The organism is Nesterenkonia sedimenti, assembly GCF_012641515.1.
Lineage (GTDB): Bacteria > Actinomycetota > Actinomycetes > Actinomycetales > Micrococcaceae > Nesterenkonia > Nesterenkonia sedimenti.
Window position 1 is genome coordinate 133,875 of record NZ_JABAHY010000005.1, and the last position, 23,168, is coordinate 157,042.

Below are 23,168 nucleotides of genomic sequence, written 5' to 3' on the forward strand. Positions count from 1 at the left end.
CATTTGGCAGCAGAAAGTGCAAGGCAATATTTGTCCTCAACCGGACACTTACTAGTGAAACAAGGTACTCATGTCACGTCCGGGCATCCTGGCGTGACGCCAAAAGTGCCCAATTGCGTCAGTGGGTGCGGGGCTCCACTGCATGGAGCACGCAGTGGATCAGACAACAGGGCGGGCACTACATCTATAGCGTTGCTTCAGTGCGTGACTGGCGGCATTCATCGCTGGAGAGGAAGATTGAAATGGCCCAGTTGTCTCTGCCGGACCAGCAGTCAGGGGCGAGTTCTGAGGGGACTCGGAGTTCGCGAACTTCCCCCACGTGGGTCCTCAGCTCTCGGCGAGTTGTGCCAGTCGTTCGATTCGGCGCGGTCGTAGAAGATCGTGGGCGGCATGAGCTAGATCTCTAAGCTCTCGCGATAGTTCGGCGAGGTCCCAGACAAGGTCCTGGAGTTCTTCCTCCAGCCATGCCTCCTTCGGCGATTGCGTGAGCTCGACCGATACGCTCCTCCCAGCTGCCTCGTCTTCTGCTGTGATGTCAGCCCATGTGAGTTGGCCGTGCTGCCAGGAGATTCTGCGACGTCGCCATTCATCGTGCGCTGGGACTTTATGGGCTCGGAATTCTCCTGACCCGGAGAAGCAGAACCGCAGGCCTACGAGTCCTGACCATCCGCGCTGTGGTAGGAGGTCAGCGAAGTTCCGGTAGTAGTCACGCAGGTATTGCCAGTGGAGTTCTACTTCGCAGATTGCTGTCCTGACTTCTTCCGTAGAGACGCGATCTGGGCTTTTGGCTGCCCGGTTTTCGAGACAACTGCGATCGCACTCGATGTGATCGTTCTGGTCATAGCGCGACGACCGCGACGGTGGATCTGTACGGTGTGCCCATGCGTGCCACTCTTGCGCATGGTGCTTCTCGACTGTGAATGCGCGGATCGTCTCGTGCATTTGATCTTCAAACACGTGCGAGAGGTTCTCGATGGCGGGTGTAGCTTGGTAAAGCCTGTGCAGGGCTGCGACGTGACGTTCCCGTCGGAACGTTCGGCGGGTGACGGTGCGTTCCCGAATTAGGAACCTCAGAACGACAAGCATCAGCGGGATGACTGCAACAAGAATCGTAGTCAGCGTGGCTTCCGGGAGTGACATAATCTGCAGTACCTCTTGCACGGCACCGGTAACGCTCTGGACCTCTTCCGGAAACGCAGTGAGCACGGAGGCGAGTAACACTGCGATTCCGGCCCCTGTCCTAGCAAGTCTCGGCACGGATGCGACAGCTGCGACAATCCCCCAGGCAATCAGCCAAACCTTGCGCAGACACCATCGTCCTATACGAAGTGTGAGATGCTCTCTCGGAGTTAGGGCGGGAAGAAACATCCGACGTTTGGGCTGTGCGATGCCGGTACGCACGATTCGGGATCCAATCCATCGGAGCGCCGATTCGACCCTGGCACTACTCGACTCCAGCCGGATGACAGTTGCCAGTGACGCGTTGGAAGCCAGACGTCTCGCGCATCCTCGAGTGGCTTCGGCGGCCGCGCGCATTAAGCCGTGGAGGAGTAGCCCGCCGGCGAGTACCAACGGGGTGTAGACGAGAATGCTCGAGATGAACGTTGCGAGGTTTCCATCCGAGCCACTGGCATTCGATAAAACCGCTCTCGGCCGCTCGAAGAACCCAAGTATCAGTTCAAGCAATTCCATGGGTAGCTAAGCCCCTTCAGTCAGCTCATAAGTCAGTGAGAGGCTCGAGAACTGGCACCTGTTGCTGCAAGCAGCCCCAAGCCCACACTTCGTCCCGATGCACGATACGTGGTGCCCAGGGGGTCAAGGAGCACAACGCTCGACCAAGTCAGAGAATCGATAGAGCTGCCGAAGTGCGTTCGCCTGCCCGTCGAACCGCCTTAGGGAAGATTGCGCGCCGAGAAGGGCGGGGCCCATCGCGGTTCATGAGTGAACAGTCTCGCTACAGCCCGGTTGGAGTAGAAGCTAAGAACACACAGCTCACGTTTCCTCAGAGAGGGCTGTACGGTGCTGCGCAGGCAGGTGTTGCTTCCGGACACTCACTGGTCACCAACGAAGCGCCCCCTCGAGAGGACCCTTTTTATGAGTGACCACAGTGCATCAGATTTTGACCTGCAGTGTCCCGGATGGTGCCGTGCCCAGCACGGTGACGAGATTCATCCTGATGACCGCCGCCACGAAAGCGAGATCGTGGTGGTGCCGGTGGCGGAAAACGCGCGGACATCCGCGCCAGCTGGCAACGGCGCGGTGCATAGACGACCGGACTCAACAGAAGTCTTTTTGGTGGTCCACCAGCAACTGGGTGAGCCAGATGTATGGGTCGGCCTCGGAGTCGATGGCCGGGGCATGGACCTATCCCTGGAAAGCGCCCAACGAGTACACCAGGCACTGGGAGACCTGCTGAGCATCACCCGGCGCAAAGGCGCCTAAGGTTTCAATCCGCGGCAGGCGGCGCTTGTTCGGCGTCCTCGGAATTACGGAATAGCTCCAGGGGGTCGATGCCGAGCCGGCTCGCGTAGTCCTCGATCGCAGAGAGACTCAGGTTCTGGTCTCCGCGCTCGACGTGCCCGTAGTACACCCGGTGAAGGCCATCGAGTGCCTCCTCGGCGAACCGGGCCTGGGAGAGACCACGTTCTTGGCGAATCCGCCGCAGATTCGCGCCCACGCGCCGATGAAGTTCGCCTATAGCCACAACTTCTCAGACTGCGTGGAGTGTCACAGAAAGTCGACAGTGTTATAACTCTGCAAGAATGATCGGGGCTCAGACCTCAACGACGGGAGAAACATGGACAACCAGCGACAACGACGGTTTTACGGGGTAGCTCTGATGGGTGGTGCCGCCTTGGTACTAACCAGCTGCGGAGGCAGCGACGTCGGTCTCGACAACGCCGAAGAGTTCCTCGAGGACGCCACCAGCGCGTGGCTAGATTCGCTGCCCAGCGACAATGTCGCGGTCCATGACGAGGCCGGGTGCTTCTTTGTGGTCGACGGCGAGGGCGAGGTCACCGGTGAGCTGGCCTGCGGCGGCGCCCGGACCCTGTTCGCCGAGGACGGCGAGGTTTGGGACCTCACCACTTTTGATTACTCCGAGGACTCCGACGGCGAGATGGTTGCTGAGTTCGACGAGTCCATCCTCGCCGAAGCGGAGATGGAAGTCTCTCGCCCTGAAGGCAACATCGTCGATGCTGACGGTGACGATGCCCCGGAGGCATTGGATGAGATCGAGGCCCCGTCTCGCCCTGAAGCTGACTCGGGTCTGATTGTGGCCCCCAGCCCACAGGACCAGGAGGATGACGCTGTCGATACCTCCGGTGGCAGTCTCGTTGAAGGGGAGGAGGTCTCCGATGGCGCCTACACCGTCAGCGAGGAGACAGACCCACAGGATTCTGAAATCGTCACCCCGGCTGGGGTCGCCACAATCGAGGAGCTCGGGGCGGCAGAGACGGTCACCGTCGAAGGCGTCCCTGGCCAGCGCGGTGTCGAGGATGATCAGTCCGCAGTCCCCCATGCCTCGGCTGAAGGAGAGACCTTCCGCTACGTCTGGGCGTCGTTTGCAGCCAACGAGCTCCCCGAGGCCCCGGAGAACGACGCCTATCTGGACCTGGGTGATGAGCAGATCGAGCTGAGCTCTCTCGATGGCGGCGCTTTGGTCTCGGTGCCCGATAGTGGTGCTGAGCTGGTGGTGACCACCGGTGAGGACACCGAGCAGCGCTATGACATCCTCACCGGCCAGCGCGCCAGCGACCCCGTCACTGACGGGTTCTATGTCGAGAACCGCCACCAGCCCGAGGTCGACATTACTCTGGATTTCCCGGACTTCGAAGACACCATCACTGAAGAAGAAGTCGGCTCTCCCAGCCAGGCCGGAGACCTGACCATCTCCACCGAAGCAGTCGTTGAGTCCTACACGATCACCGCGTGGAACCCGATGATGGGATGGGCTAGCGAGGGCGAGGCCTGGCTGGAGCTGAACTGGGAAGCTTCGGTTAGCCGTGATGGTGATGCCCGTGCCGGCTATTACCGGGCCAGCGATGACCAGCCCAGTGTTGTGGACTGGAGCATCACCGTCGATGACACCACCATCGAGGAGCGCTACGAATCTACTGACGCCGGACGCAACGGTGGCAACAGCTTTGGAGAGGTCAGCGTGATCGCTATCCCGGCTGACTTCAAGACCATCTCACTGGATGCAGAGATCACCAGCCATTGGGGCGAGCAGCCAGTCACCGTCGAGCACGAAGGCACCGAACTGCCCTTCGACGAAACCCACGATTCCGAGAACGAAGGCGAAGGCGAGGTCGACGAAGACGGCCCGCTCGATGAGGACGAGAACACCGGCTGGTAAAGACACCCACCAACCTGTATCCCGCCGGCCACTACGTACAGAGAGGAACCGACCATGAGCCAGCGCGCGAAAGCCCTAATCGTTATCCCTGCGGCAGCACTGCTGCTGACCGCCTGCGGAGGCGACGACGTCTCCCAGGAAGACCTGGAGATGATGCTCGCCTGGGAAGAGGGTCTCCACACCGACGACGTCAACTGTGAAGACGGTCTCAGTCACCAGGAGGGCGAAACCACCTCATGCACTGTCGATAACGGAGTCTCGTTGGATGCCAGCTACGAAGACGAGGAGGGCGCTCACAGTATTCGCTTCGTCGGAGGCTGGGGCGAGATCTGGGTCGACCTCGACGAATGGGAGGAAACCCGCGACGAAGTGGAGCAGGAGTTCGAGGATGCCTGATCACCACACCGCACCGGTATTCGTCCCTATCAGCAGCATCACAGTCAGGGGTTGATGATGGCCCGGACTCGTCGCTTCAACGCCCGGAAGTTCTTCCGCTTCCTGCTCATATTCATCGCAGTCGTCTACGCGGCCGGATGGGTGCTGATGCTGCTCTTCGGCCTGACTCCCGACAGGATGGAGAACCGGTCCATGGGAGGGTGGCCGGAGTACATCTTCGAGCTCATCCTCAGCCCCTTCCTCGCCGCGGCAGCTCTGGTCATCGTCGTGGTGGCACTGCTGATATTCGTCGGACTTCTGCTGCTGATATTCAAGGGCTATAACCTCTTCGACAAGATGCTCACCAAAGCAGGGTTCTTCGACATCGTCACCCACGAACCCTCCCCCACCGCCGGTGCCGGTGCAGAGCCCGGCCCGGGTTCCACCAAGCTGGGCCAGCGGGTCGCTGCTCGCCGCGAGCTGCATCCGCTGTCACCACAAGAGATCAAGGCCGGCACATTGGGCACTGTGGTCGGCTTCGACGAGGGCTTGGGCACCGACTATTACACGGTCCGATTCGCCAGCGGACAGACGCTGAACAACGTCACTGACTCAGACGTCGTCTTCGTCTGATCCGGGTATTCGGTCCGCCTCAGCACTGATGTTGAGGCGGACCGAACACCGACCACATTCGATGAGGAGGAGGCTTCACCCGATGGCTCAGAACGAACCAGAGAACCTTCCATCTTTCGCAGGGTTCTATCGACGTAAAGCTCTCGGTGACGACGTCGCGTTCACCTCCGAACGTCAATGGATTGCGGGCATGGAGCGCCCGGGCAAGAGACGCCAGTACAAGAAGCGGCAGAACCGCCAAGAGCGGCGCAGGATTCGCACGCGACTTCACCGGCGATTCGACCAGATCGAAGACCGGTGAGCGGACCGCTCCGGGCGCTGCGAACAGGGCAGGATTCAGCTGCAGAAACTACTGCTCGACTGAGCCACTCGGTGGTCTGAGACCCGGATTATTCGGCCTCACCTATGTGCCCACGAGCCTGCGTTTACAGTCGCTCACAGGGTGGGTCACGGCCGGTTGTGTGCTCTCTACGTTGGACGGCTGACCCCCGGGCGGCTCGAGTGCCGTACCTGCCCCCTATTTCCCCGCAGAAGTACCCTGCCAGACCCCCATCTCCTATAGCCTCCGAACCCCCTACTTCCACAGCTGGCCACTTGCGATCACAGTCTCAGCCGAGACCCCCTCGACGCGACCGCGAGCCGGGATCGTCATACGTTGAGAGGAGCCCCCGCCGACTGTGTGTCAGCTTCGGTTCATCTGCCGGCATTTCCACATACCCGTATAGACCCCCAATCCCGGCAGAAGTACCCCGCAGGGCCTCCATGACATAAAACCTCCAGACCACTACTTCTCCCAGCTCCGCTCGAGAACCAAATATTGAGGCACTCCGGTCTCCGCTACGAGGCCCCCTGCGGTCTTCCAGAGAGTGTGCTTCAGGCTGACATCTTTGCGGGGCGATTCGCCCTCGCGGTGCCACCTCCACATGCTTTCTCTCCAAGAAGGCAACTGCCCTACATTGCGGGCTGGTCTGATCGCTTACCTCGGGTACGTGGCGAGGTGTGCGGGGGTTGTTTTTCTTGTCGCTCACCAGGTAGGCGGGCGAGCAGATTGGGTGAGGGCCTGAGGGTGCGCGTCGGCTGGGAGTTGAATCGGAATCGCGCGCGTAGAAACCGGCCTGCGTTTGGTCATAGTGTAGCGTCGCTACAGTGGGGTCATGACCGACGGGGCGACCGACTACGGCCAGTACCGAAAGTTGCTGGGGCTCAGTCTGCTGTGCTTTCTGGGGGCGATCGTGTTGGGTCTTATCGGGATGCATGCCGGTATCGGTGCTCTGGATGAGATGTATCACGCAGATCCGCAGATCACTCATCATGGTGAAGGTGCAGGTCTGGCTGCAGCGATCGTGACGGTCTACGGAGTGATCCTCGGTGCAGCCGCAGCCTTGGCCTACGGTGTGGTGGCCATCGGGCTGAAGATGCGCCGTCGATGGGGAGTGAGTCTGGGCACCGCTGGGGCGCTGGTGGGGTTCGTGCTGATGATCTTTGCCGGCGGGTTCCTGAACGGGGCGCTGTTCACTGTGCTGGGCGACCTTTACGGCAGCGACTACACCCCGGCCAGCACCTTCGGAGTGCTGCTGCTGACCGGTCTCACCGTTGCCGCACTCCTGGGGCACTGTGTCATCAGCATCCTCTGGTTGCGTGAAGGGGGCCGGAGTGTGCAACGCAGCTGAGAGATCACGGCCACTGGCTGGTCTTCGGATCGGGGGCGAGAGTAGTTGTCTCTATTTTTTGTGAGGGGCTTCGTCCCCTCACACTCCCCGTGGGGGTTTCCGGTGTATCTCCGCTGTCGCGGGGTGGGCGCGCCTGCCGGCGCAGGGGCCGTGCGGCCCCTGTGATTCGCAGCCGGGCATTGCCCTGATATTCGCCTTCCGGGTTCTTACAGCGGTGGGTCCGGGATGAAGGTGCCGGCATGATGCCGGTGTAGCCTTCGAGGACCCCGGGGTGGGCCAACGGGAAATCACTCCAGCGACGATATTCCAACTCACCGTCGCCCGGGAGTATCCAGCAGGACAGCAATCTGCTTAGGACTCATTCGCGGCTTTTCTTCCAGCAGGCTGCCCCTCCATACTGGCCCAACGCCGCTCTGACGTTCTCCACCGGTTGGCGTTCCTAGAGGAGCCTCAGCCACGGGCTCTAGTTGTATGAGGTCATTTGCCATACCAGCCCTCATCGGCCGGCACTCAGATATACCGTTCAACTGCGCGATAGGTCGAAGCCGTTTTACTGATGGTGGATCAGATTCCGGGCATAGATATACTCATCGTCCTCGATCCGGTGTAGGGCGATCATCTGCCGACGGGTGAAATCCGAGTTCAACCCGGAAGCGATCCGAGAAGCCTGGTCAGCGATGGCATAGACCTCATCGAAGCGTCCGCACCAGGTGGCGATAATCCGATGACGCAGTGCGAGCCATGAGAACAAGCGGTTCTTTTCGTCCAGGGTGATGGCGTCGCGTTTGACTTCCCCGAAATCCCGTGCGGCTTTCATGACCGGACCGGGGCGGAGAACGTCGGCAAAAGCTTCTGGGTGACCGAACCTGTCACCGTCCAGAGTGCGGTCCTCGGGCCCATGGAGTGCGTGCCATGGGTCGGCATCGGCCAAAGTGTCCAAAAGCAAGCCGTTCGCCGTGTCAAGGTACATGTGGGCGACATCCTCCTCGACATCCAGCAGTCCGGCGGTGGTCACACTGAGCAACTGTGCCTGTACATGTCGGTTGAGATGGAGTCTTCTGTCGTTATCCATGACCAGTGAGTGTCCGGAACCAGAGCAACCTTGCGCTGATGAGCATGCGACACGCCGCCCCACAAGACTCTTGACCTTGCCGACAGATGTCCATATAGTGGACGGCACGTTGATCGTCGAAGGGCGTCGCGAGCCGACTACTATCGACAATCGACTGCGGGGTGACCCCCACGAACCGACTTCTCGACTCGACCCCACGAACTGATCTTCATACCCCGCGACCGTTCTTTGCGGTTTTGCCGCAAAGAGAAGATCAGAACGAAAGGTTCGTGGGATGCAGAGTCAAGCGTCTCCGCAAACACTCTTCACCGTGACCGAAGCGGCCACTGCCCTCGGTGTGAAGAAAGACTACGTCTACGCCGTCATCCGAGACGGCGACCTCCCAGTCATCTACCTGGGCCGAGGCTCTCGGCCCGTCATGCGCGTGCGCCCATCCGACCTGCAGCGCTTTATTGACTCTCGTCGCCTCGAAGGTGGGGCGCACGATGACTGAGGAAGCCGACGGGAGGCCTTTTGTCCAGAAGGCTGTCAACATCGTTCGTCCCATCAGTGATGCTGCGTACCTGCAGTTGGATGACGCTCTCCTCGACGCCGGTATAAGGAATGAGCGCATCCGGGATACGGTCTTCGATGTTCTGGCGGCCATCACTGATACCCATAGCCACGATGGTCCGGAAGCAGCGGTCCACCTCAGGGTGATCGGTGAATGCCTGGAGATCGAATACACAGGAATGACCTATCCGTCTCAGGACGAAGGTTTTCGATTGCTGACCCGGACAGCCGTCCGGTATGCCGCGGAAAACCCAATCGCAGGCGACGCTGATACGCGCTCCATGAAGGAGTGGCGACAAGGCCTAGAGCTGGCGCTCTTCCACAAGATGTATGCCCTGATGGAAACAAAGCGCAGGATCGGGGCCGGCAGGTTTAACTACCGCTACGACTGGGAGGACGAGGACGAGCCGGAGGATCAGGGAGCTCCGGAAGGCCCGTCCACGGGAGCGCTCGAGGATGCTCTTGTCGCCGAGATACAGAACCTTCGTGACTCCGCAGTGGAAATTGAGGAGATCGCGAGTATCACAGGGGCCAGCCGCAAGGAAGTCGAACGAGTGCTGGGATCTGTCCCGTGAAGCTCTTGAAAGCCGCCAGGCTTCCTTCGGTCGCGGGATCGCCGAAGACACCCGCAGTGCGATGCAATGACGTTCGCCGCGAGTGCCAATCCCAGCGTCAACGTCCCCTGTGAAAATGAGAAGTACAGAAAGGCCCCGCATGGACGAGCAGCAACAAGCTCTCCGAGACACAGCATATGAACTGGTCGCCGCCGGGTTTCGGATCCTTCCTCTCGGTAAGGACAAAATGCCCCTGACGCCATGGTCAGACGCCAAGTACAAGTTTGAGGGCGACGAGACCATTGAGTTGTGGTTCGGTGAGGACCAGCAGGATGATGATTGGCTCTCTGGGCGTCACCCGGAATCGTCAGGGCCGGCGCAGGGCATCGCGATCGTCACGGGGGAACCCTCAGGGTTCGTTGAGATGTGGGAGCTGGAAGGCCCACACCGGGACAAAGTCTCAGAGCTCAACAGGCTTGCCCAGGAGCACGGCGAACGAACGGAAGATGTCTGGCGACGCATCCGGTCCGGCTGGATGGAACAGAGTCCTTCGGGCGGATATCACTGGATGGTCAGGATCACCGATTGCGAGGAGATGCCGCGCAGCGAAAGCCTGGCGGAGGACCCAGAGCATAAGAAAGTTCAAATCGCTGAGGTCAAAGCCGCCAAGGCAAACTCCACCATGGCTCCTAGCTATGGGCACACCCACTCGACGGGCAAACCTTATAAGACGCTGACAGGCGGACCGGATACCATCGCCGAAATAACGATGGATGAGCGGCACCTTCTTCGCGCCCTCTTCCAGAAACTCGATCGCCGCCCGGCCAAACCCAAGCGTGAGGTGGGGTTTCAAGTAGCTCGTGAGAGAAACGTCGGTGACCCAGAGCTGCCTGGCGATGACTATAACCAGCGTGCTGACTGGCAGGAGATCTTGGATGCCGATGGGTGGGAATATGTGCGTTCCACCGGCAACGAGGATCACTGGCGACGCCCTGGAGCTTCCACCAATGGTGTCGACGCTGCGGTCTACACCCACCCGGACAAATACGACGAAGAGAAAACCTTCTCACTTCTGTATGTGCCCTCAGCAGGGGCGCTGTCCCAGTTCGGCCTGCCTACCGAGGACGGGAAGGGGCAAGAAAAGACAACCTATACAAAGTTTGAATACTATGCGTTTTCTCGCCACAGCGGGGACTTCTCCGCTGCGGCAAAAGCACTCAGTGAGCTCGGGTACGGCGAACGCAAGAAGGCTGCTTCCACATCCCGTGCGGAGTACCCTGCGGCCTCCCCGCAGGGCGCGGCGACAGGTACTGACGGAGTCGTCATTGACCTGGCTGCCAAACGAGCAGAGAAGGACTCCGTGCCGGGGCAGCAAACCAACGGGGCAACTCTGGAGCGGACTGACGATGCAAATGCCAACCGTTTCGCTTCCGATCATTGTGAGGTCATCCGTTTCTCCTCCGCCCACGGGGTATGGGTGCACTGGAACGGCGTGCGATGGGTTCCTCAGCCTGGCAAAGGCGGGATCGAGCGCGAGCTTGCCAAACAGACTGCCCGAGCACTGCCCACAGAGGAGTTCGACAACCAAGGCAAACCTGACCAGAGCGCCTCCAACGCTCTCGCCGCGCACAAAAAGTATTCACTGTCGCGCCAAGGGATCAACAACATGCTCTCCATGGCCAACAGTTTGCCGCAGCTTCGAGTCGATGACGACAGGTTCGACAACCACCCCTGGGAGCTCAACACCCCCGGTGGAATACTGGATCTACGGACAGGACAGCTGCTGCCTCATGATCCCACCAAGCTGCACGTAAAAATTGCAGGCGTCGCTCCTGACTTCGAGGCAGACCGCACTCTCTGGGAGAACTTCCTGCACACCTCAGTCCCAGACCCAGAGGTGCGCAGGTACCTCAAGCGGCTGGTCGGCTTGACCCTTATTGGCGAAGTCCGAGAGCACCTCATCGTCTTCATCACAGGACGGTCCGGACGTGGAAAATCCACCTTCGTGGAATCCATCATGACGGCCATGGGTGACTATGCAGCAGTTGTCCCCGACGGCATCCTCCTGGAGACCAAGGGCTCAGACGATGAGGAAACCAAGGCGGTGGTACTCAAGGGCACACGTTTAGCCCTGATTGATGAGGTCAAGGCCACCGACCGCCTCAACGAAAAACGTGTAAAGAAGTTCTCGGGCGGAAACACCCTCTCAGCACGGCACCTGTATCAAGAGCATCACAACTTCACCCCGAGTCACACACACTTCCTTGTCGGCAACCATCGCCCCGGCTTCGACGGCAGCGACGACGCGATGCTTCGAAGGTTGAGGACAATCCCTTTCGACGAGGACATCCCTGATGAGCAGAAGATCCCCAACCTTAAGGAGAAGATCTTCGGCAATCTGCCGGCTGTCCTCGCATGGGCAGCTGAGGGAGCAGTGGAATATCACAAGGAAGGGCTCGGAGAAATACCGGACCTTGTCAGGGCCACAACCTCCGACTACGCCGAAGAATCCAACCCGGTGGGCCAGTTCCTCGAGGAGCGTTGCAAGCTCGCTGACGGTGAAACAGTCCTCGTCTCCGAATTCCGGGACGCATACGAGATCTGGTGCCAACAGCGCCAACTGCGGCCTCTGGGCGATAAGCGGGTGGCAGACGCATTGGAGCGCCACGGTGTCAAAGTCGGGAGCAAAGCACCCAGGACCGCTCAGGGAAGACTCTATGGCGGCGTGAAACTACTCTCCTATGAGGAACGCAAAGCCCAGGCCGCACAGCACAACCAGGAACTGGGTTACGACGAGGACCCGCTCACCACACCCCGGCAGTCCAAATCCAAGAAGACGGCCGAGCAGCAACGGAAATACGACTCGCCGAAACCGCGCAACCCACATCGTCGCCCACCTCGTCGAACCCCTCCACGCCGCAGCTGAGCTGCATCCCGGCGTATAATGCCTGACCCCATGGGCGCCGGAATACCGGGGCTCCCCAAGTAGCGCTCTGCTAAAGGTCAGGGGTTGCTCACTGCGTTGAAGCTCCCGGGCGCCCTGTAGGAGCGATCGAGCGCGGAGTAAACCCTACCCGTCGTGTTACTCAAGAACACCTGGAGTGTGCACTCTCATCGAGGGCCCCGAAATGCTCCTCAATCTCTTTTGTACCGCCGCCACTGATGTGTGAAGCCGCTGCAGCGGCCGGAGTGACGGGATAGACGTCAACTGACAGATCTGGAGGGTGCCCCGCCGCTGGTCTCCCATGAAGTGTCATGGGTTGCCTCCTGCCCACTCCCAAAAGACGCCCGGCAGGAGGATGAAGCATCCCGAGGAGAGCAGCTTTGGGGGAAATGCGGTACTGGTGTGACACAGCACCGGCCGCATGACGCTCCATCTGCAGACATGTCACAGAACATGTCATCACACTGAATCCCCGTCATCACGGGGAAGGCCACCTACTCACCACCTCTTCATGACACTTGTGACACTTTTTCTCAAAAGTAGTGAATAAGAGGGGTTAAAGGATCTGCCTTCCAGCTGCCCGGGGTGGTTAGTCAACAGAGAGTTCTCTGACACAACGTCACAGGTGTCATGCCTGTCACCGGAGAAGACATGCGTGCCCTGGAACCCTCGCATCCTCATGATGCTCGTGCTCAGGGGCCTTTTCAGCGAGGATCGACCGACGGCGCCCTCACCCTGAGGTGAGTGCTTGGCTGAAGGAAACTCTGTGAGGCTAGAGGAGGAACCCGTCAGCGCAGTAGAGCGGTCCCTACTTCGTTGGCGTAGGCCCGGTGCAATACCTCCACCAACCGGGAACTACTCGCAAGTCCGTGTTCACCAATACGCGCGACATCGATCCCTGGGGTCCAGGAGTTCATTACCACTGCGGAGAGCTCATCAGTGAGCATGTCCTCAGTGATAGGCACCGTGCGTTGGGGGATCTGTAGTGCTTCAAGTTGCCGGGAGAGGATCTGCATCGTGACCCCGGGCAGGATGTTGGCTTGGGGCCAGATGACAGATTCGCCGTCCCAGAATGCGAGGTTCCAGATCGTGGCTTCGCTGATCCTGCCGCTGTTGTCCCTGAACGCTGCATCGTCGAACCCGGGGCTGATGCAGGATAGGTGACAACTGATCTGGCTCGGTTACCCCGGGCCTGGAAGGATTGTCATCATGCCTGTGAGTCGCAGCGGTAAGTGGCGTGGTTTTCGCACCGGTAAGTGGCATTTTTAGCAAGCCAGGTGGCCGCCGGCAGGTGATGTAGGAGTTTAGAGCCCGAATGCTCCGCCACTGATGAGGATGAAGATACCGAGGCCGATTAGCACGATAGGGAACAGCACGTGTTCCCAGCGTTCTAAGATTTCGGCGATCGGCGGGCGGGTGGCGAATAACTTGGCCAGCATGACCAGGACGGCGACGAGTACGAGGAAGACGATGCAGTAGGTCACCACCGTGGCTGGCTCGACGTTGAGGAAGACCGGCACGTAAACCCCAATGTTATCCCCGCCGTTGGCGAAGGTGACTGCTGCGACGGTCCACACGCTAACCCTCTTGTCCGCGATTTTGGCATCGTCATCATCGTCCTGGTCTTCACGCCAGGCCTGCCACCCAGCCCACAGGCCCAGAGCCAGGGGGATCAGCCCAAAGTACGGTATAGCTGCCGAGGGCAGGATGGCTCCGGCGCCCAGACTCACCAGCACCGCCGCACCAAGGATGCCTGCGAATCCCAGATACTGCCCGGCGGCGATACGCGCGGTGGTCCCGCGTTGGCCGGCTCCGCGGGCGAAGAACAGCGAGACCACGATGATGTCATCAATATTGGTTGCGATGAACAGACCGATCGCCTGCACAACAGAGGAAAAAATCACGAGACCAGCCCCGAGGAGCAGCACCCCGGTACTGAACAGCCAGAGTCCAGGCACGGCGCGTCCTCATCGACAGCAAGGGTGACCTCGACCAACGCAGTCAGCGCCTGTGCCAGGTGCGCATCAGCGATCTCATACCGAGTCTGGCGACCCTGTGGCACAGCGACCACGATCCCGCAGTCACGCAAGCACGCCAAATGATTAGAAACATTCGAGCGGGTCAGTTCCAACTCCCGAGCCAGCTCCGCCGGGTAGGAGGGGCGTTCCATCAATCTCAGCAGTAGCCGTGATCGAGTGGGGTCGGCCATAGCCCGGCCCAACCGGTTCATCACATCGATACGAGAAGCAATAGTCAGCATCCAGTGAACTATACAGTAAACGCTGAACTATTGGACAGAACCCCGATTTTCCGGTCGTCCCAGTTCCTTGGTTGTGGGACTACTACGGCCTAAGGGAACAGGCTCGCTCTGCATCCGTTAAATCCAAGACCTATCTTGAGGTCCTCAGGCAGGGCGTCTCATAGGGGCTTCCTCAACTGAAGCACTCAAGTATGCCCGGTTCTTTCCACGGCTCGGCACGAAACTCCCACCGAGGCGCTCTGGGAAAACGAGACCCACAGATTGTGCGAGAGCCACAAGCGGGTTGACCTTCCCTCAGCTGGAACGTGGAGAATTGACGAGTTGCCCGCCCCGAACCGTCGAGGACCGATGAGTACAAGCACATCCCTTCCCGCTTACGTCGATGCTCTGGTCATTGGCGGGGGCGCCGCTGGCCTCTCGGCTGCTACCTGGTTGGGTCGTTACCAGCGCCGCACCTTGGTGGCCGACGCCGGCCAGCACCGCAACCGGTTCGCAGATCAGGTTCACGGGTTGCTGGGCCGGGACCCGATCAGCCCCAGGGAGTTGCTGAACCAGGCCCGCGCCGACCTGGCCCAATACCACCAGGTGAGCGTCTACGAGGCAACGGTAAGCGCCCTGGAGCCTACCGGCCAGGGCCGGTTCCAGGCCACGATCGACGGCGCCAAGGTTATCGCCGATCGGGTGGTGCTAGCCACCGGGGTCCGCGACCAGTGGCCGCCAATCGCGGGCGTCGATGCGCACTGCGGCGTCGATGTGCATCACTGTCCAGCCTGCGACGGGTACAAGGCACGCGGGGGCACCGTTGTCGTCCTAGGTGCTGGCGAACACGTGCCCGCCTACGCTGCCGAGCTGCTGGATTGGGCCGAGACCGTGCGCATCGTCACCAACCCCACCGATAGGGCCTTCGACGAAGCCCAGAGGGCCACATTGGCCGAGCACGGCATCAGCGTCGTGGAGGGGGTGGCCCAGGCGCTGATCGGGCTTCCGGGAGCCCTGGAGGGGTTGCGCTTGAAAGACGGGACTGTCGTGGAGGCACAGAAAGTGTTCTTCTCCTACTCCCATCACCCCACCAATGACCTCGCCCTCCAGCTGGAGTGTGAACTCGATGATCACGGGCAGATCGCCGTGGACGGATACCAGCTGACCAGCGTCGATGGCGTCTACGCCGCCGGGGACATTACTCCCGGAATGCAGCTGGTCTCGGTGGCCATCGCTGAAGGGGCGGTCGCTGGGGTGGCGTGTGCGACGTCGATGCGTGGGCATCACACCAACGAGCACGCGCCTTCTCCGGCCCCTCCGACGAGGCGTTTCACCATGAACCGGTGACACCGTCTGCCACTGGACCCAGCGACATAGGTAGTTCGACCAGCCCCCAATCAGCGCCTGAGGAGAGGCGAGATTAACCTTCCCGCGGGCTGTAACATTCTTTGCAGGAGGACTTATGAAGATTGGCGAACTCGCCCGGCTGTCCGGCGTCACCACCAAGACGATCCGTTATTACGAGTCCATTGGGCTTTTGCCGGATCCGGTGCGCACCCCGTCGGGTTATCGGGACTTTGATGAGTCTTATGTCGATCGGTTGACTTTCATCCGCACCTCCCAGCGCTTGGGAATTACCTTGCATGAGGTTAAGGAGATGCTTCTGTTCCGGGAGCGGGGTGAGGCCCCATGCGCGTATGTGCGCAGCGTGCTGGATACCCAACTGGAAGGGATTGATCGGCGGATGCGTGAGCTTGAGTTTCTGCGGGAGCAGCTGACCGAGATTGTTTCAGAGGCGGACCCACTCCCTGCCGCCGCTGATAACTGCACCTGCCAGTTGATCGAGCACGCGCGGCAGAAAGCCAGTATCGCCCCTAGTGGTACGGACTAAGCCGAGACCATCTGCCGGCATGCATCGGCGGCCTTGCGGCAGGCCTCGGCACACTCGGTCATGCCGGTCCGCTCACATTCCTGCGCGCAACGCTCGCATGCGTCTGCGCATACCCGACAGAGTTCGGCGCTGAAGTCGCTGCCACGGGCGATCAACGGGATACAGGCCCGGCATAGATCGGCGCAGTCGACACACAGTGTGATGCACCGAGCCAGATCCTTATCCCCCTGCTCGACACACTCCTTGGCGCACGCGGTGCACTTGGCCAAGCAGTCGCTGAGGATATCGATGAGCTGTTTGGTGTGGTCTTCGATCATTGTCATGACGATTTTCCTTCCCAATAGTTAGCAGTCTTCTTATCGTGGACCTTCCCCCGGCTGGAACGTCAAGCTCCCGGGCCTACGAACCGTCTCATCATCCAATTTGACCTTCTAGTGGAGTGGAAGGTTTATGGTTGATGGCACCTACAAGGAGGTGTGTCGTGAGCACTTATACATTCCGTGTTGAAGAGATCCACTGTGGTGGCTGCGAGAAAGCGATCCGCAATGCGTTGACCCGTGTGAACGGGGTGCGAGACGTCACTGCGGATTCTGACACCAATCAGGTGACGGTGAGTTACCACCAGTCCCAGACCAGTATCGAAGAGATCGGTGAGCGCCTTGCCACCGCTGGCTATCCGGCCGTCAGCTGAGCTGGCGCGTGAGACTACCGAGGAGACGGGAACGAGCACTGTGACGAAAACGGAACAGGCAGAGCAGCTGTGGGCGGAGGAGCCCAGTCACCTGGCGGGACACGCCCGCATTCGAGCTCGGATCGCGGGTCTGCATTGTTCGTTGTGCACCGGAACGATCGAGAAGGCGCTGTGTCGTCAGTCCGGGGTGGACACGGTGGCGGTCAGTCTGACCCATGAACAGGCCCTGGTTGACTACGATCCGAAACTCACCGGTCCTGAGAAGATCCTGAAGACGCTGCGCGATATCGGCTATGACCTCTATGACCCGCGCAAGTTGCGGCCCTTCGAGGAGGAGGAAGCCGACCTCGTTCACGAGGGCAAGCGTCTGCTGGCCGCGATCGCGGCGAGTCTGGCCACCATCGCCCTGATCCTGGAGGTCTCTGGTCTCTGGTCGGTGCTGGTGCCAGCCTCGGTCGTGATCCTAATGGTGCCGGTCTCCTACGCAATCATGCGGCCCGCCGGCCGAGCCCTCGCCACCTTGGGTGCGGTGACGATGATCGCTCCGGCCGCATTGGCGTATACGGGCCGCCAGTCAGGGTGGGTTAGCGAGACAGCGGCGGCGTGGCTCACCGGCGCCCTAGCGCTGACGGTGGTGTTGGCCATCGCCCCCCATATCCTGCGCATGGCCTACCAGGCCGCCAGGCGGGGGATCCTCAACCAACACGTACTGCTGGAGATCGGTGCGCTTGGTGGCATCGTCGGCGGTGTGATCGGGTTGACAGAAGTCTTCCCTGATTACCCCACTGCGGCGTTCTTTGCTGTGACCGTGTTGGTGGCGAACTATCACATCTTCTCTGAATGGCTCTCCCTGCTGGTCAAGACCCGCTCCAGCCAAGCGGTGCGCAAGCTGCTGGAGTTACAACCCGATACCGCCAGTCTGGTCCAGGACGGCACTGAGAAAGAGGTGCCTGTCACCCAGATCACAGCCGGGGACCTGGTGCGCATCCGCCCCGGAGACCGGGTCCCGGTCGATGGCCGGGTCATCGAGGGTTACTCGACCCTGGATTTGTCCCTGGTCACTGGTGAACCCGTCCCGGCCGAACGCTCAGCTGGTGGAGAGGTGATCGGTGGGTCCATCAATGGGGCCGGCACTCTGTTGGTGGAGGCGACCCGGATCGGGTCCGAGAGCTTCCTGGCTCAAGTGGCCCGGCACGTTGAAGACTCGAGAGCGCTGAAGCCCGGGATCCTGCACCTGGTCGACCGGGTGCTGCGCATCTACACTCCCACCGTGCTGATCCTAGCTACTCTCGCGCTGCTCGGTTGGCTGCTAGGTTCCTGGGCATGGGCGGAGGAACCGGATGTGCGACGGGCAGTGTTCGCCGGCATCGGTGTGCTCATCATGGGTTATCCCTGCGCGATGGGGATCGCCGCCCCGCTGGCCATCGTCCGGGCGGCCGGGGAGGCCGCCGACCAGGGAATCATCATGCGCACCGGAGAAGCATTCCAAACCTTCGGCCAGATCCGCACCATCGTGCTGGATAAGACCGGCACCCTCACTGAAGGCAAACCTGCTGTCCGCGAGATCCAATCCCACACCGACGAGGCAGACCTGCTCACCACCGCCGCCGCGGCCGAAGAGCCCTCCGAACACCCACTAGCCCGAGCTATCGTCACTGCTGCCACTATCCGAGGTCTGACCCTGCCAGCGGTCCAGGACTTCCACTCGGTCACCGGCTTCGGCGTCACCGCCACCGTCGACGGTCGCGCCGTGTTGGTCGGCCGGCCAGGCTTTCTGGTCGATCGCGGCATCGACCTGACCCCCCTCGGCCCCGCCATCCAACGCTTAGAGGCCATCGGACGCACGGTGGTGGCCGTCGCCGCCGACCGCGACTTACTGGGAATCATCGCCCTGGGCGATGAGATCCGCCCCGAGACGGTCGAGGCCGTGCAGCAGCTACAGGCAGCGGGCATCACCCCCGTGTTAGCAACTGGCGACAACCTCCCAGCGGCGAAGCACGTCGCCGCGCAGGTCGGCATCGAAGACATCCGAGCCGGGCTGCTGCCTGAGGACAAAGCCGACCTCGTACGCGAGCTCCAGACCGAGGGGGCCCGGGTCGCGATGGTCGGTGACGGCATCAACGACGCCCCTGCCCTGATGCAATCCGACGTGGGCATCGCCATGGGCAGCGGCACCGACATCGCAGTGGAATCCGCCGATGTCGTCATCGTCCGCGACGACCTCCGCGCGATCCTCACCGCACGCCAAACCAGCCTCTCCAGCTACCGCCGCACCAAGCAGAACGTCGCCCTGGCGTTTCTCTTCAACGGCACCGGGATCCTCGTGGCCACCACCGGGTTGGTCTACCCAGTCTGGGCAATGATCGCCATGGCCCTGTCCGTGACCACCATCTTCATCAACTCCCTCGGCGGCAGACCACGGCTACTCTTCGAAGCCATCGGCAGTGTCGGACGCTCCCGCGAAGACACAAAACCTGACGTGGTGGACACGCGCCCAACCTGACCAACCTGAATGTCATGTTCAGGGGCCCCCTTCACGAAACGGCAGCCAGGTGGGCCGAGTCCTGTGCCAGTTGCCCAACCCCTTTCGGATACCAGGGCCGCCAATTTCCGTTTAGGAAAGGCGGCCACTTATTGCTGCGACTCACACCGTAGTGGGCGTGTCGACAGTGTGACTGTTAGCGGGAGATGGCGGGGAATCGCAGTTTCGCTTGGCGGCTCCGGGTGCTTCTGTTCTTGCCCGGTGGGCCGTCGTCAGTTCTGGATCTCGGTCCACAGGGCGCGGACGCGGTCGTCGATCTGGTCGACGATTTCGCGGATTCGTTCCGGTGTCTCCTCGGCGGGGTCGGCCAGTTCCCAGTCCAGGTAGCGTTTGCCGGGGTAGATGGGGCAGGCGTCGCCGCAGCCCATGGTGATGACGTAGTCGGCTGCGCGGACGACGTCGTCGGTCAGTGGTTTGGGGAAGGCTCCGGACAGGTCGATGTGGCGTTCGGCCAGCGCGTCGATCACCAGGGGGTGGACCTCGGATCCGGGCAGCGAGCCGGCCGAGCGGACCTCGACCCGGTCGCCGGCGTAGTGGGCCAGCAGGGCGCTGGCGATCTGGGAGCGTCCGACGTTGTGCACGCAGACGAACAGCACCTGCGGGACGGTTGTCTCGATTGTGCCCTGTGCCAGGGCGAGAGCGCGGAGGCGGTCGGCGGCGAACCGTTCGGCGAGGATCGCCAGGTGGTCGCGGATTCTCGCGGTCCGCGACAGGGTGGTGTAGGACTCGAAGACGTAGCGCTCGATGGTCTCCGGGGAGAAGATTCCCTCGTACTTGCGGGCGAGGTCATCGGCTGTGTGTTGGAGGACTTGGGTGTCGAGCGGCGGGGTGTCGGCGGCCATGGCCTGGTCCTTTCAGGAGCAGCAGGAGGAGGTGGGTGCGCCGCCGATGGTCACCGGGAGTGGCCCGGCTGGCACGTCGCAGTATCCGCCGAGGTCTGTGGTGCAGACGCCGGTCTCGGGCAGTTCGAGGTGGACGGTGTCGGCGGCGACCCGGTCACCTGCCAGTGCTGCGGCGATGGAGCGGACCTGTTCGTAGCCGGTGGCCATGAGGAACGTCGGTGCGCGGCCGTAGCTCTTCATGCCGACGATGTAGAACCCGGGCTCGGGGTGGGCCAGCACGCGTTCGCCGTGTGGTTCGACGCTGCCGCAGGAGTGGAACTCCGGGTCGATGAGCGGGCCGAGCTTCTGGGGTGCATCGACGGTCGGGTCGAGGTCGAGGCGCAGCTCGGTCAGCATCGACAGGTCGGGGCGGAAGCCGGTGGCCGGGACGAGGACGTCCACGGTGAGCTTCTCGGCGCCGCTGGGTCCTGCGGCCTGGACGTGCAGCTGCTCGCCGTGAGTTTCGAAGCCGGTGATCACGAACGAGGTGTGGACATCGATTCGGCCGGATTCGACCAGGTCCCGGAGGCGGGTGCCCAGGGCGCCGCGGGCGGCGAGTTCGTCGCGGTCTTCGCCGCCGTAGGCGCGGGAGGCGTCCGCTGACCGGACGGCCCAGCTGATCCGGGTCGCGGGGTTGTCGTCGGCGAGCTCGGCGAGGTCGAGCAGCGTGTTGGCCGCGGAGTGGCCGGCGCCGACGACGAGGACGTGGCGCCCGGCGAACCGGTCACGGTCGACACCGGTGACGGCGGGCAGGGGCTGGGTGATGAGGCCGCGGGCTGTCGCCTCGGCTTCTCCGGGGGCGGGCAGGCCGGACCGGCCGAGTGGGTTGGGCTGGTGCCAGGTGCCCGAGGCGTCGATGACGCTGCGCGCCAACACGTCCTCGGACGATCCGTCGGAGGAGGCGATGCGGACGAGGAACGGGGTGGTCTCCCTGCCGGTGCTGCGGGTCTTGTCGATCCCTTCCCGGGAGACCGCGATGACGCGGGCGTCGGTGCGGACGACGTCGCCCAGTGCCGCTGCCAGCGGGGTCAGGTAGTCGGTGATCAGCTCGTGACCGGTGGGCAGGACTTCCGGGTTCGGGGCCTGCCAGCCATCTGCCTCGAGGAGGCGGCGGGCGGCTTCGTCGATGTTGTAGCGCCACGGTGAGAACAGGCGGGTGTGGCCCCAGTCGCGGATCGCGGCGCCGCTGGTGCTGCCGGCCTCCAGCACCAGCGGGGTCAGGCCGCGTTCGCGCAGGTGGGCGGCGGTGGCCAGCCCGACGGGGCCGGCGCCGATGACGACGACCGGCAGACTCTCGGTGTGGTTGGTGGTGTCAGCCATGGCTGGTCTCCTGAAGGACGGGGGCGGTTGCCGGTTCGGTGGCGGCGAGGAAGCGTTCGGCGTCTAGGGCGGCGGCGCACCCGGTGCCGGCGGCGGTGATGGCCTGCCGGTAGCGGTGGTCGACCGCGTCGCCGCAGGCGAAGACGCCGGGCAGGTTGGTGGCGGTGGTCGGGGCGTCGACGACGATGTAGCCGTCCGGGTCGAGTTCCAGCTGGCCCTTGACGAGTTCGGTGCGGGGCAGGTGCCCGATGGCGACGAAGATCCCGGTGGCATCCAGCTGGCTGGTGTTGCCGGTGAGTGAGTCGGTCACGCTCACGCCGGTGACCTTTTCGTCTCCGTGGATGGCGGTGATCTGGCTGTTGTACAGGAAGCGGATCTTCTCGTTCTGTTGTGCCCGCTGGGCCATAATCTTCGATGCGCGCAGGGTGTCGCGCCGGACCACCACGGTCACGGTCGCGGCGAACCGGGTCAGGAACAGTGCCTCCTCCATGGCCGAGTCCCCACCGCCGACGACGATGATGTGCTGGTCGCGGAAGAAGAACCCGTCGCAGGTGGCGCACCAGGACACGCCGTGCCCGGTGAGCCGCTTCTCATCGGCCAGTCCCAGCTCCTTGTACGCCGAACCCGTGGCGACGATGACGGCCGGTGCTCGGTAGGTGGCACCGGACAGGGTCGTGACCTCTTTCAGGGGCCCGGTCAGGTCGACGGCGGAAGCGTCGTCGTACTCGATGCGGGCCCCGAAGTTTGCGGCCTGCTCGCTGAGTCCCATCATGAGTTCCGGGCCCTGGATGCCGCCGGGGAATCCGGGGAAGTTCTCGACGTCGGTGGTGTTCATCAAGGCGCCGCCGTGGGTGACGGATCCGGCGATCACGCGCGGGGACAGCCCGGCGCGTGCCGCGTAGATCGCGGCGGTATAACCTGCGGGGCCGGACCCGATGATGATCAGCTCATCCGTTTGGGTGCTGGTGGTCGTCATGGTGTCAGCGCCTCACTTCGCGCCGGTCGATGCTGGCAGCAGCTCGGAGACGAGCTGCTCGATGCGGGCCTTGATGTCATCGCGGATCGGGCGGACCGCCTCGATGCCCTGGCCTGCGGGGTCTGCGAGGTCCCAGTCCTCGTAGCGCTTGCCCGGGAAGATCGGGCACGCGTCCCCGCAGCCCATGGTGATGACGACGTCGGAGGCCTTGACGGCGTCGGTGGTGAGGATCTTCGGGGAGGCAGAGGTGATGTCGATGCCGTCTTCTGCCATCGCCTCGACGGCGACCGGGTTGATCTGGTCGGCGGGTTCCGAGCCTGCCGAGCGGACCTCGATCCGGCCGCCCGACAGTTCGGTGAGGTAGCCGGCGGCCATCTGGGAGCGGCCGGCGTTGTGGACGCACACGAACAGCACGCTGGGCTTGGTCGTGGTGGTGTTGGGGGCAGCGGTCATAGGACCATCCAATCCGGG

24 protein-coding genes are annotated in these 23,168 nt (G+C 62.1%); 13 read left to right on the forward strand and 11 right to left on the reverse strand.

What is annotated here, in order from left to right:
• Positions 1-327 precede the first annotated feature (327 nt).
• Entirely contained in the window at positions 328-1,692 is a 1,365-nt protein-coding gene (locus tag HGQ17_RS07200; RefSeq protein WP_138170499.1) for a hypothetical protein, read from the reverse strand.
• A gap of 402 nt (positions 1,693-2,094) precedes the next feature.
• Between HGQ17_RS07200 and HGQ17_RS07205 the strand changes: the two genes are divergently transcribed.
• Positions 2,095-2,442: a DUF6907 domain-containing protein gene (locus HGQ17_RS07205; protein ID WP_138170498.1), complete on the forward strand. Its 348-nt coding sequence runs from the start codon at positions 2,095-2,097 to the stop codon at positions 2,440-2,442.
• A gap of 4 nt (positions 2,443-2,446) precedes the next feature.
• On the opposite strand, the gene HGQ17_RS07210 is transcribed toward HGQ17_RS07205, so the two are convergent.
• On the reverse strand, positions 2,447-2,704 hold the full coding sequence (locus HGQ17_RS07210) for a helix-turn-helix domain-containing protein (RefSeq protein WP_138170497.1): 258 nt from the start codon (positions 2,702-2,704) through the stop codon (positions 2,447-2,449).
• Between the two features lie 93 nt (positions 2,705-2,797).
• On the opposite strand from HGQ17_RS07210, the gene HGQ17_RS07215 reads away from it, so the two are divergent.
• From HGQ17_RS07215 to HGQ17_RS07235, 5 genes are all read left to right on the forward strand, one after another.
• Positions 2,798-4,357, forward strand: coding sequence for a hypothetical protein (locus HGQ17_RS07215; protein WP_168887286.1), 1,560 nt, complete (start codon positions 2,798-2,800; stop codon positions 4,355-4,357).
• Positions 4,358-4,411: 54 nt separating this feature from the next.
• Positions 4,412-4,753: a hypothetical protein gene (locus HGQ17_RS07220; RefSeq protein WP_168887287.1), complete on the forward strand. Its 342-nt coding sequence runs from the start codon at positions 4,412-4,414 to the stop codon at positions 4,751-4,753.
• A gap of 57 nt (positions 4,754-4,810) precedes the next feature.
• Complete coding sequence (locus tag HGQ17_RS07225; RefSeq protein WP_168887288.1) at positions 4,811-5,365, forward strand: hypothetical protein; 555 nt, start codon at positions 4,811-4,813, stop codon at positions 5,363-5,365.
• Between the two features lie 82 nt (positions 5,366-5,447).
• Positions 5,448-5,666 carry a hypothetical protein gene (locus HGQ17_RS07230; RefSeq protein ID WP_168887289.1) on the forward strand — a complete coding sequence of 73 codons (219 nt, stop codon included), beginning with the start codon at positions 5,448-5,450 and terminating at the stop codon, positions 5,664-5,666.
• A gap of 853 nt (positions 5,667-6,519) precedes the next feature.
• Positions 6,520-7,035, forward strand: coding sequence for a hypothetical protein (locus tag HGQ17_RS07235; protein WP_138170492.1), 516 nt, complete (start codon positions 6,520-6,522; stop codon positions 7,033-7,035).
• A 550-nt stretch (positions 7,036-7,585) separates the two neighbouring features.
• Here HGQ17_RS07235 and HGQ17_RS07240 read toward each other — a convergent pair.
• Positions 7,586-8,050, reverse strand: coding sequence for a hypothetical protein (locus HGQ17_RS07240; RefSeq protein ID WP_138170491.1), 465 nt, complete (start codon positions 8,048-8,050; stop codon positions 7,586-7,588).
• Positions 8,051-8,381: 331 nt separating this feature from the next.
• Here HGQ17_RS07240 and HGQ17_RS07245 point away from each other — a divergent pair, with 331 nt between their 5' ends.
• From HGQ17_RS07245 to HGQ17_RS07255, 3 genes are all read left to right on the forward strand, one after another.
• Entirely contained in the window at positions 8,382-8,600 is a 219-nt protein-coding gene (locus HGQ17_RS07245) for a helix-turn-helix domain-containing protein (protein WP_138170490.1), read from the forward strand.
• Positions 8,593-9,234 carry a hypothetical protein gene (locus tag HGQ17_RS07250; RefSeq protein WP_138170489.1) on the forward strand — a complete coding sequence of 214 codons (642 nt, stop codon included), beginning with the start codon at positions 8,593-8,595 and terminating at the stop codon, positions 9,232-9,234. Before HGQ17_RS07245 ends, HGQ17_RS07250 begins: the two co-directional genes overlap by 8 nt.
• 226 nt (positions 9,235-9,460) lie before the next feature.
• Positions 9,461-12,139, forward strand: coding sequence for a DNA primase family protein (locus HGQ17_RS07255; protein ID WP_168887290.1), 2,679 nt, complete (start codon positions 9,461-9,463; stop codon positions 12,137-12,139).
• Positions 12,140-12,945: 806 nt separating this feature from the next.
• Here the strand turns inward: HGQ17_RS07255 and HGQ17_RS07260 are convergent.
• The 3 genes from HGQ17_RS07260 to cmtR form a co-directional block, all read right to left on the reverse strand.
• Entirely contained in the window at positions 12,946-13,329 is a 384-nt protein-coding gene (locus HGQ17_RS07260) for an aminotransferase class IV (protein WP_168887350.1), read from the reverse strand.
• A gap of 132 nt (positions 13,330-13,461) precedes the next feature.
• The gene (locus HGQ17_RS07265; RefSeq protein ID WP_168887291.1) at positions 13,462-14,061 is read right to left on the reverse strand and encodes a cadmium resistance transporter; all 600 of its coding nucleotides are present in this window, start codon (positions 14,059-14,061) and stop codon (positions 13,462-13,464) included.
• Positions 14,058-14,417 carry a Cd(II)/Pb(II)-sensing metalloregulatory transcriptional regulator CmtR gene (gene cmtR / locus HGQ17_RS07270; RefSeq protein ID WP_168887292.1) on the reverse strand — a complete coding sequence of 120 codons (360 nt, stop codon included), beginning with the start codon at positions 14,415-14,417 and terminating at the stop codon, positions 14,058-14,060. The genes HGQ17_RS07265 and cmtR overlap by 4 nt, the downstream gene beginning before the upstream one ends.
• A 348-nt stretch (positions 14,418-14,765) precedes the next feature.
• Between cmtR and HGQ17_RS07275 the strand changes: the two genes are divergently transcribed.
• The gene (locus HGQ17_RS07275; RefSeq protein ID WP_168887293.1) at positions 14,766-15,743 is read left to right on the forward strand and encodes an NAD(P)/FAD-dependent oxidoreductase; all 978 of its coding nucleotides are present in this window, start codon (positions 14,766-14,768) and stop codon (positions 15,741-15,743) included.
• A 115-nt stretch (positions 15,744-15,858) separates the two neighbouring features.
• Positions 15,859-16,287: a heavy metal-responsive transcriptional regulator gene (locus HGQ17_RS07280; protein WP_168887294.1), complete on the forward strand. Its 429-nt coding sequence runs from the start codon at positions 15,859-15,861 to the stop codon at positions 16,285-16,287.
• Here the strand turns inward: HGQ17_RS07280 and HGQ17_RS07285 are convergent.
• Positions 16,284-16,610, reverse strand: coding sequence for a four-helix bundle copper-binding protein (locus HGQ17_RS07285; RefSeq protein ID WP_211090502.1), 327 nt, complete (start codon positions 16,608-16,610; stop codon positions 16,284-16,286). The genes HGQ17_RS07280 and HGQ17_RS07285 overlap by 4 nt on opposite strands.
• A 158-nt stretch (positions 16,611-16,768) precedes the next feature.
• Here HGQ17_RS07285 and HGQ17_RS07290 point away from each other — a divergent pair, with 158 nt between their 5' ends.
• Entirely contained in the window at positions 16,769-16,978 is a 210-nt protein-coding gene (locus HGQ17_RS07290; protein WP_211090503.1) for a heavy-metal-associated domain-containing protein, read from the forward strand.
• Positions 16,979-17,018: 40 nt separating this feature from the next.
• Positions 17,019-19,481, forward strand: a complete 2,463-nt coding sequence (locus tag HGQ17_RS07295; protein ID WP_168887296.1) for a heavy metal translocating P-type ATPase — start codon at positions 17,019-17,021, stop codon at positions 19,479-19,481.
• A 251-nt stretch (positions 19,482-19,732) separates the two neighbouring features.
• On the opposite strand, the gene HGQ17_RS07300 is transcribed toward HGQ17_RS07295, so the two are convergent.
• From HGQ17_RS07300 to HGQ17_RS15035, 4 genes are read right to left on the reverse strand one after another with little or no spacing between them, the layout of a single operon-like run.
• Entirely contained in the window at positions 19,733-20,362 is a 630-nt protein-coding gene (locus HGQ17_RS07300) for an arsenate reductase ArsC (protein WP_168887297.1), read from the reverse strand.
• Between the two features lie 12 nt (positions 20,363-20,374).
• Positions 20,375-21,721 (reverse strand): FAD-dependent oxidoreductase, encoded by a 1,347-nt coding sequence (locus HGQ17_RS07305; RefSeq protein WP_168887298.1) that lies wholly within the window; start codon positions 21,719-21,721, stop codon positions 20,375-20,377.
• Positions 21,714-22,697, reverse strand: coding sequence for a thioredoxin-disulfide reductase (trxB, locus tag HGQ17_RS07310; RefSeq protein WP_168887299.1), 984 nt, complete (start codon positions 22,695-22,697; stop codon positions 21,714-21,716). The genes HGQ17_RS07305 and trxB overlap by 8 nt, the downstream gene beginning before the upstream one ends.
• Before the next feature lie 12 nt (positions 22,698-22,709).
• Entirely contained in the window at positions 22,710-23,150 is a 441-nt protein-coding gene (locus tag HGQ17_RS15035; protein ID WP_211090504.1) for an arsenate reductase ArsC, read from the reverse strand.
• Positions 23,151-23,168 lie beyond the last annotated feature (18 nt).

Excerpts from the sequence above, each read along its gene's own strand:
- HGQ17_RS07200 (WP_138170499.1), bottom strand. The coding sequence starts at position 1,692 with ATGGAATTGCTTGAACTGATACTTGGGTTCTTCGAGCGGCCGAGAGCG.
- HGQ17_RS07205 (WP_138170498.1), top strand. The coding sequence starts at position 2,095 with ATGAGTGACCACAGTGCATCAGATTTTGACCTGCAGTGTCCCGGATGG.
- HGQ17_RS07215 (WP_168887286.1), top strand. The coding sequence starts at position 2,798 with ATGGACAACCAGCGACAACGACGGTTTTACGGGGTAGCTCTGATGGGT.
- HGQ17_RS07220 (WP_168887287.1), top strand. The coding sequence starts at position 4,412 with ATGAGCCAGCGCGCGAAAGCCCTAATCGTTATCCCTGCGGCAGCACTG.
- HGQ17_RS07225 (WP_168887288.1), top strand. The coding sequence starts at position 4,811 with ATGGCCCGGACTCGTCGCTTCAACGCCCGGAAGTTCTTCCGCTTCCTG.
- HGQ17_RS07230 (WP_168887289.1), top strand. The coding sequence starts at position 5,448 with ATGGCTCAGAACGAACCAGAGAACCTTCCATCTTTCGCAGGGTTCTAT.
- HGQ17_RS07235 (WP_138170492.1), top strand. The coding sequence starts at position 6,520 with ATGACCGACGGGGCGACCGACTACGGCCAGTACCGAAAGTTGCTGGGG.
- HGQ17_RS07245 (WP_138170490.1), top strand. The coding sequence starts at position 8,382 with ATGCAGAGTCAAGCGTCTCCGCAAACACTCTTCACCGTGACCGAAGCG.
- HGQ17_RS07250 (WP_138170489.1), top strand. The coding sequence starts at position 8,593 with ATGACTGAGGAAGCCGACGGGAGGCCTTTTGTCCAGAAGGCTGTCAAC.
- HGQ17_RS07255 (WP_168887290.1), top strand. The coding sequence starts at position 9,461 with ATGCCCCTGACGCCATGGTCAGACGCCAAGTACAAGTTTGAGGGCGAC.
- cmtR (WP_168887292.1), bottom strand. The coding sequence starts at position 14,417 with ATGCTGACTATTGCTTCTCGTATCGATGTGATGAACCGGTTGGGCCGG.
- HGQ17_RS07275 (WP_168887293.1), top strand. The coding sequence starts at position 14,766 with ATGAGTACAAGCACATCCCTTCCCGCTTACGTCGATGCTCTGGTCATT.
- HGQ17_RS07280 (WP_168887294.1), top strand. The coding sequence starts at position 15,859 with ATGAAGATTGGCGAACTCGCCCGGCTGTCCGGCGTCACCACCAAGACG.
- HGQ17_RS07285 (WP_211090502.1), bottom strand. The coding sequence starts at position 16,610 with ATGACAATGATCGAAGACCACACCAAACAGCTCATCGATATCCTCAGC.
- HGQ17_RS07300 (WP_168887297.1), bottom strand. The coding sequence starts at position 20,362 with ATGGCCGCCGACACCCCGCCGCTCGACACCCAAGTCCTCCAACACACA.
- HGQ17_RS07305 (WP_168887298.1), bottom strand. The coding sequence starts at position 21,721 with ATGGCTGACACCACCAACCACACCGAGAGTCTGCCGGTCGTCGTCATC.
- trxB (WP_168887299.1), bottom strand. The coding sequence starts at position 22,697 with ATGACGACCACCAGCACCCAAACGGATGAGCTGATCATCATCGGGTCC.
- HGQ17_RS15035 (WP_211090504.1), bottom strand. The coding sequence starts at position 23,150 with ATGACCGCTGCCCCCAACACCACCACGACCAAGCCCAGCGTGCTGTTC.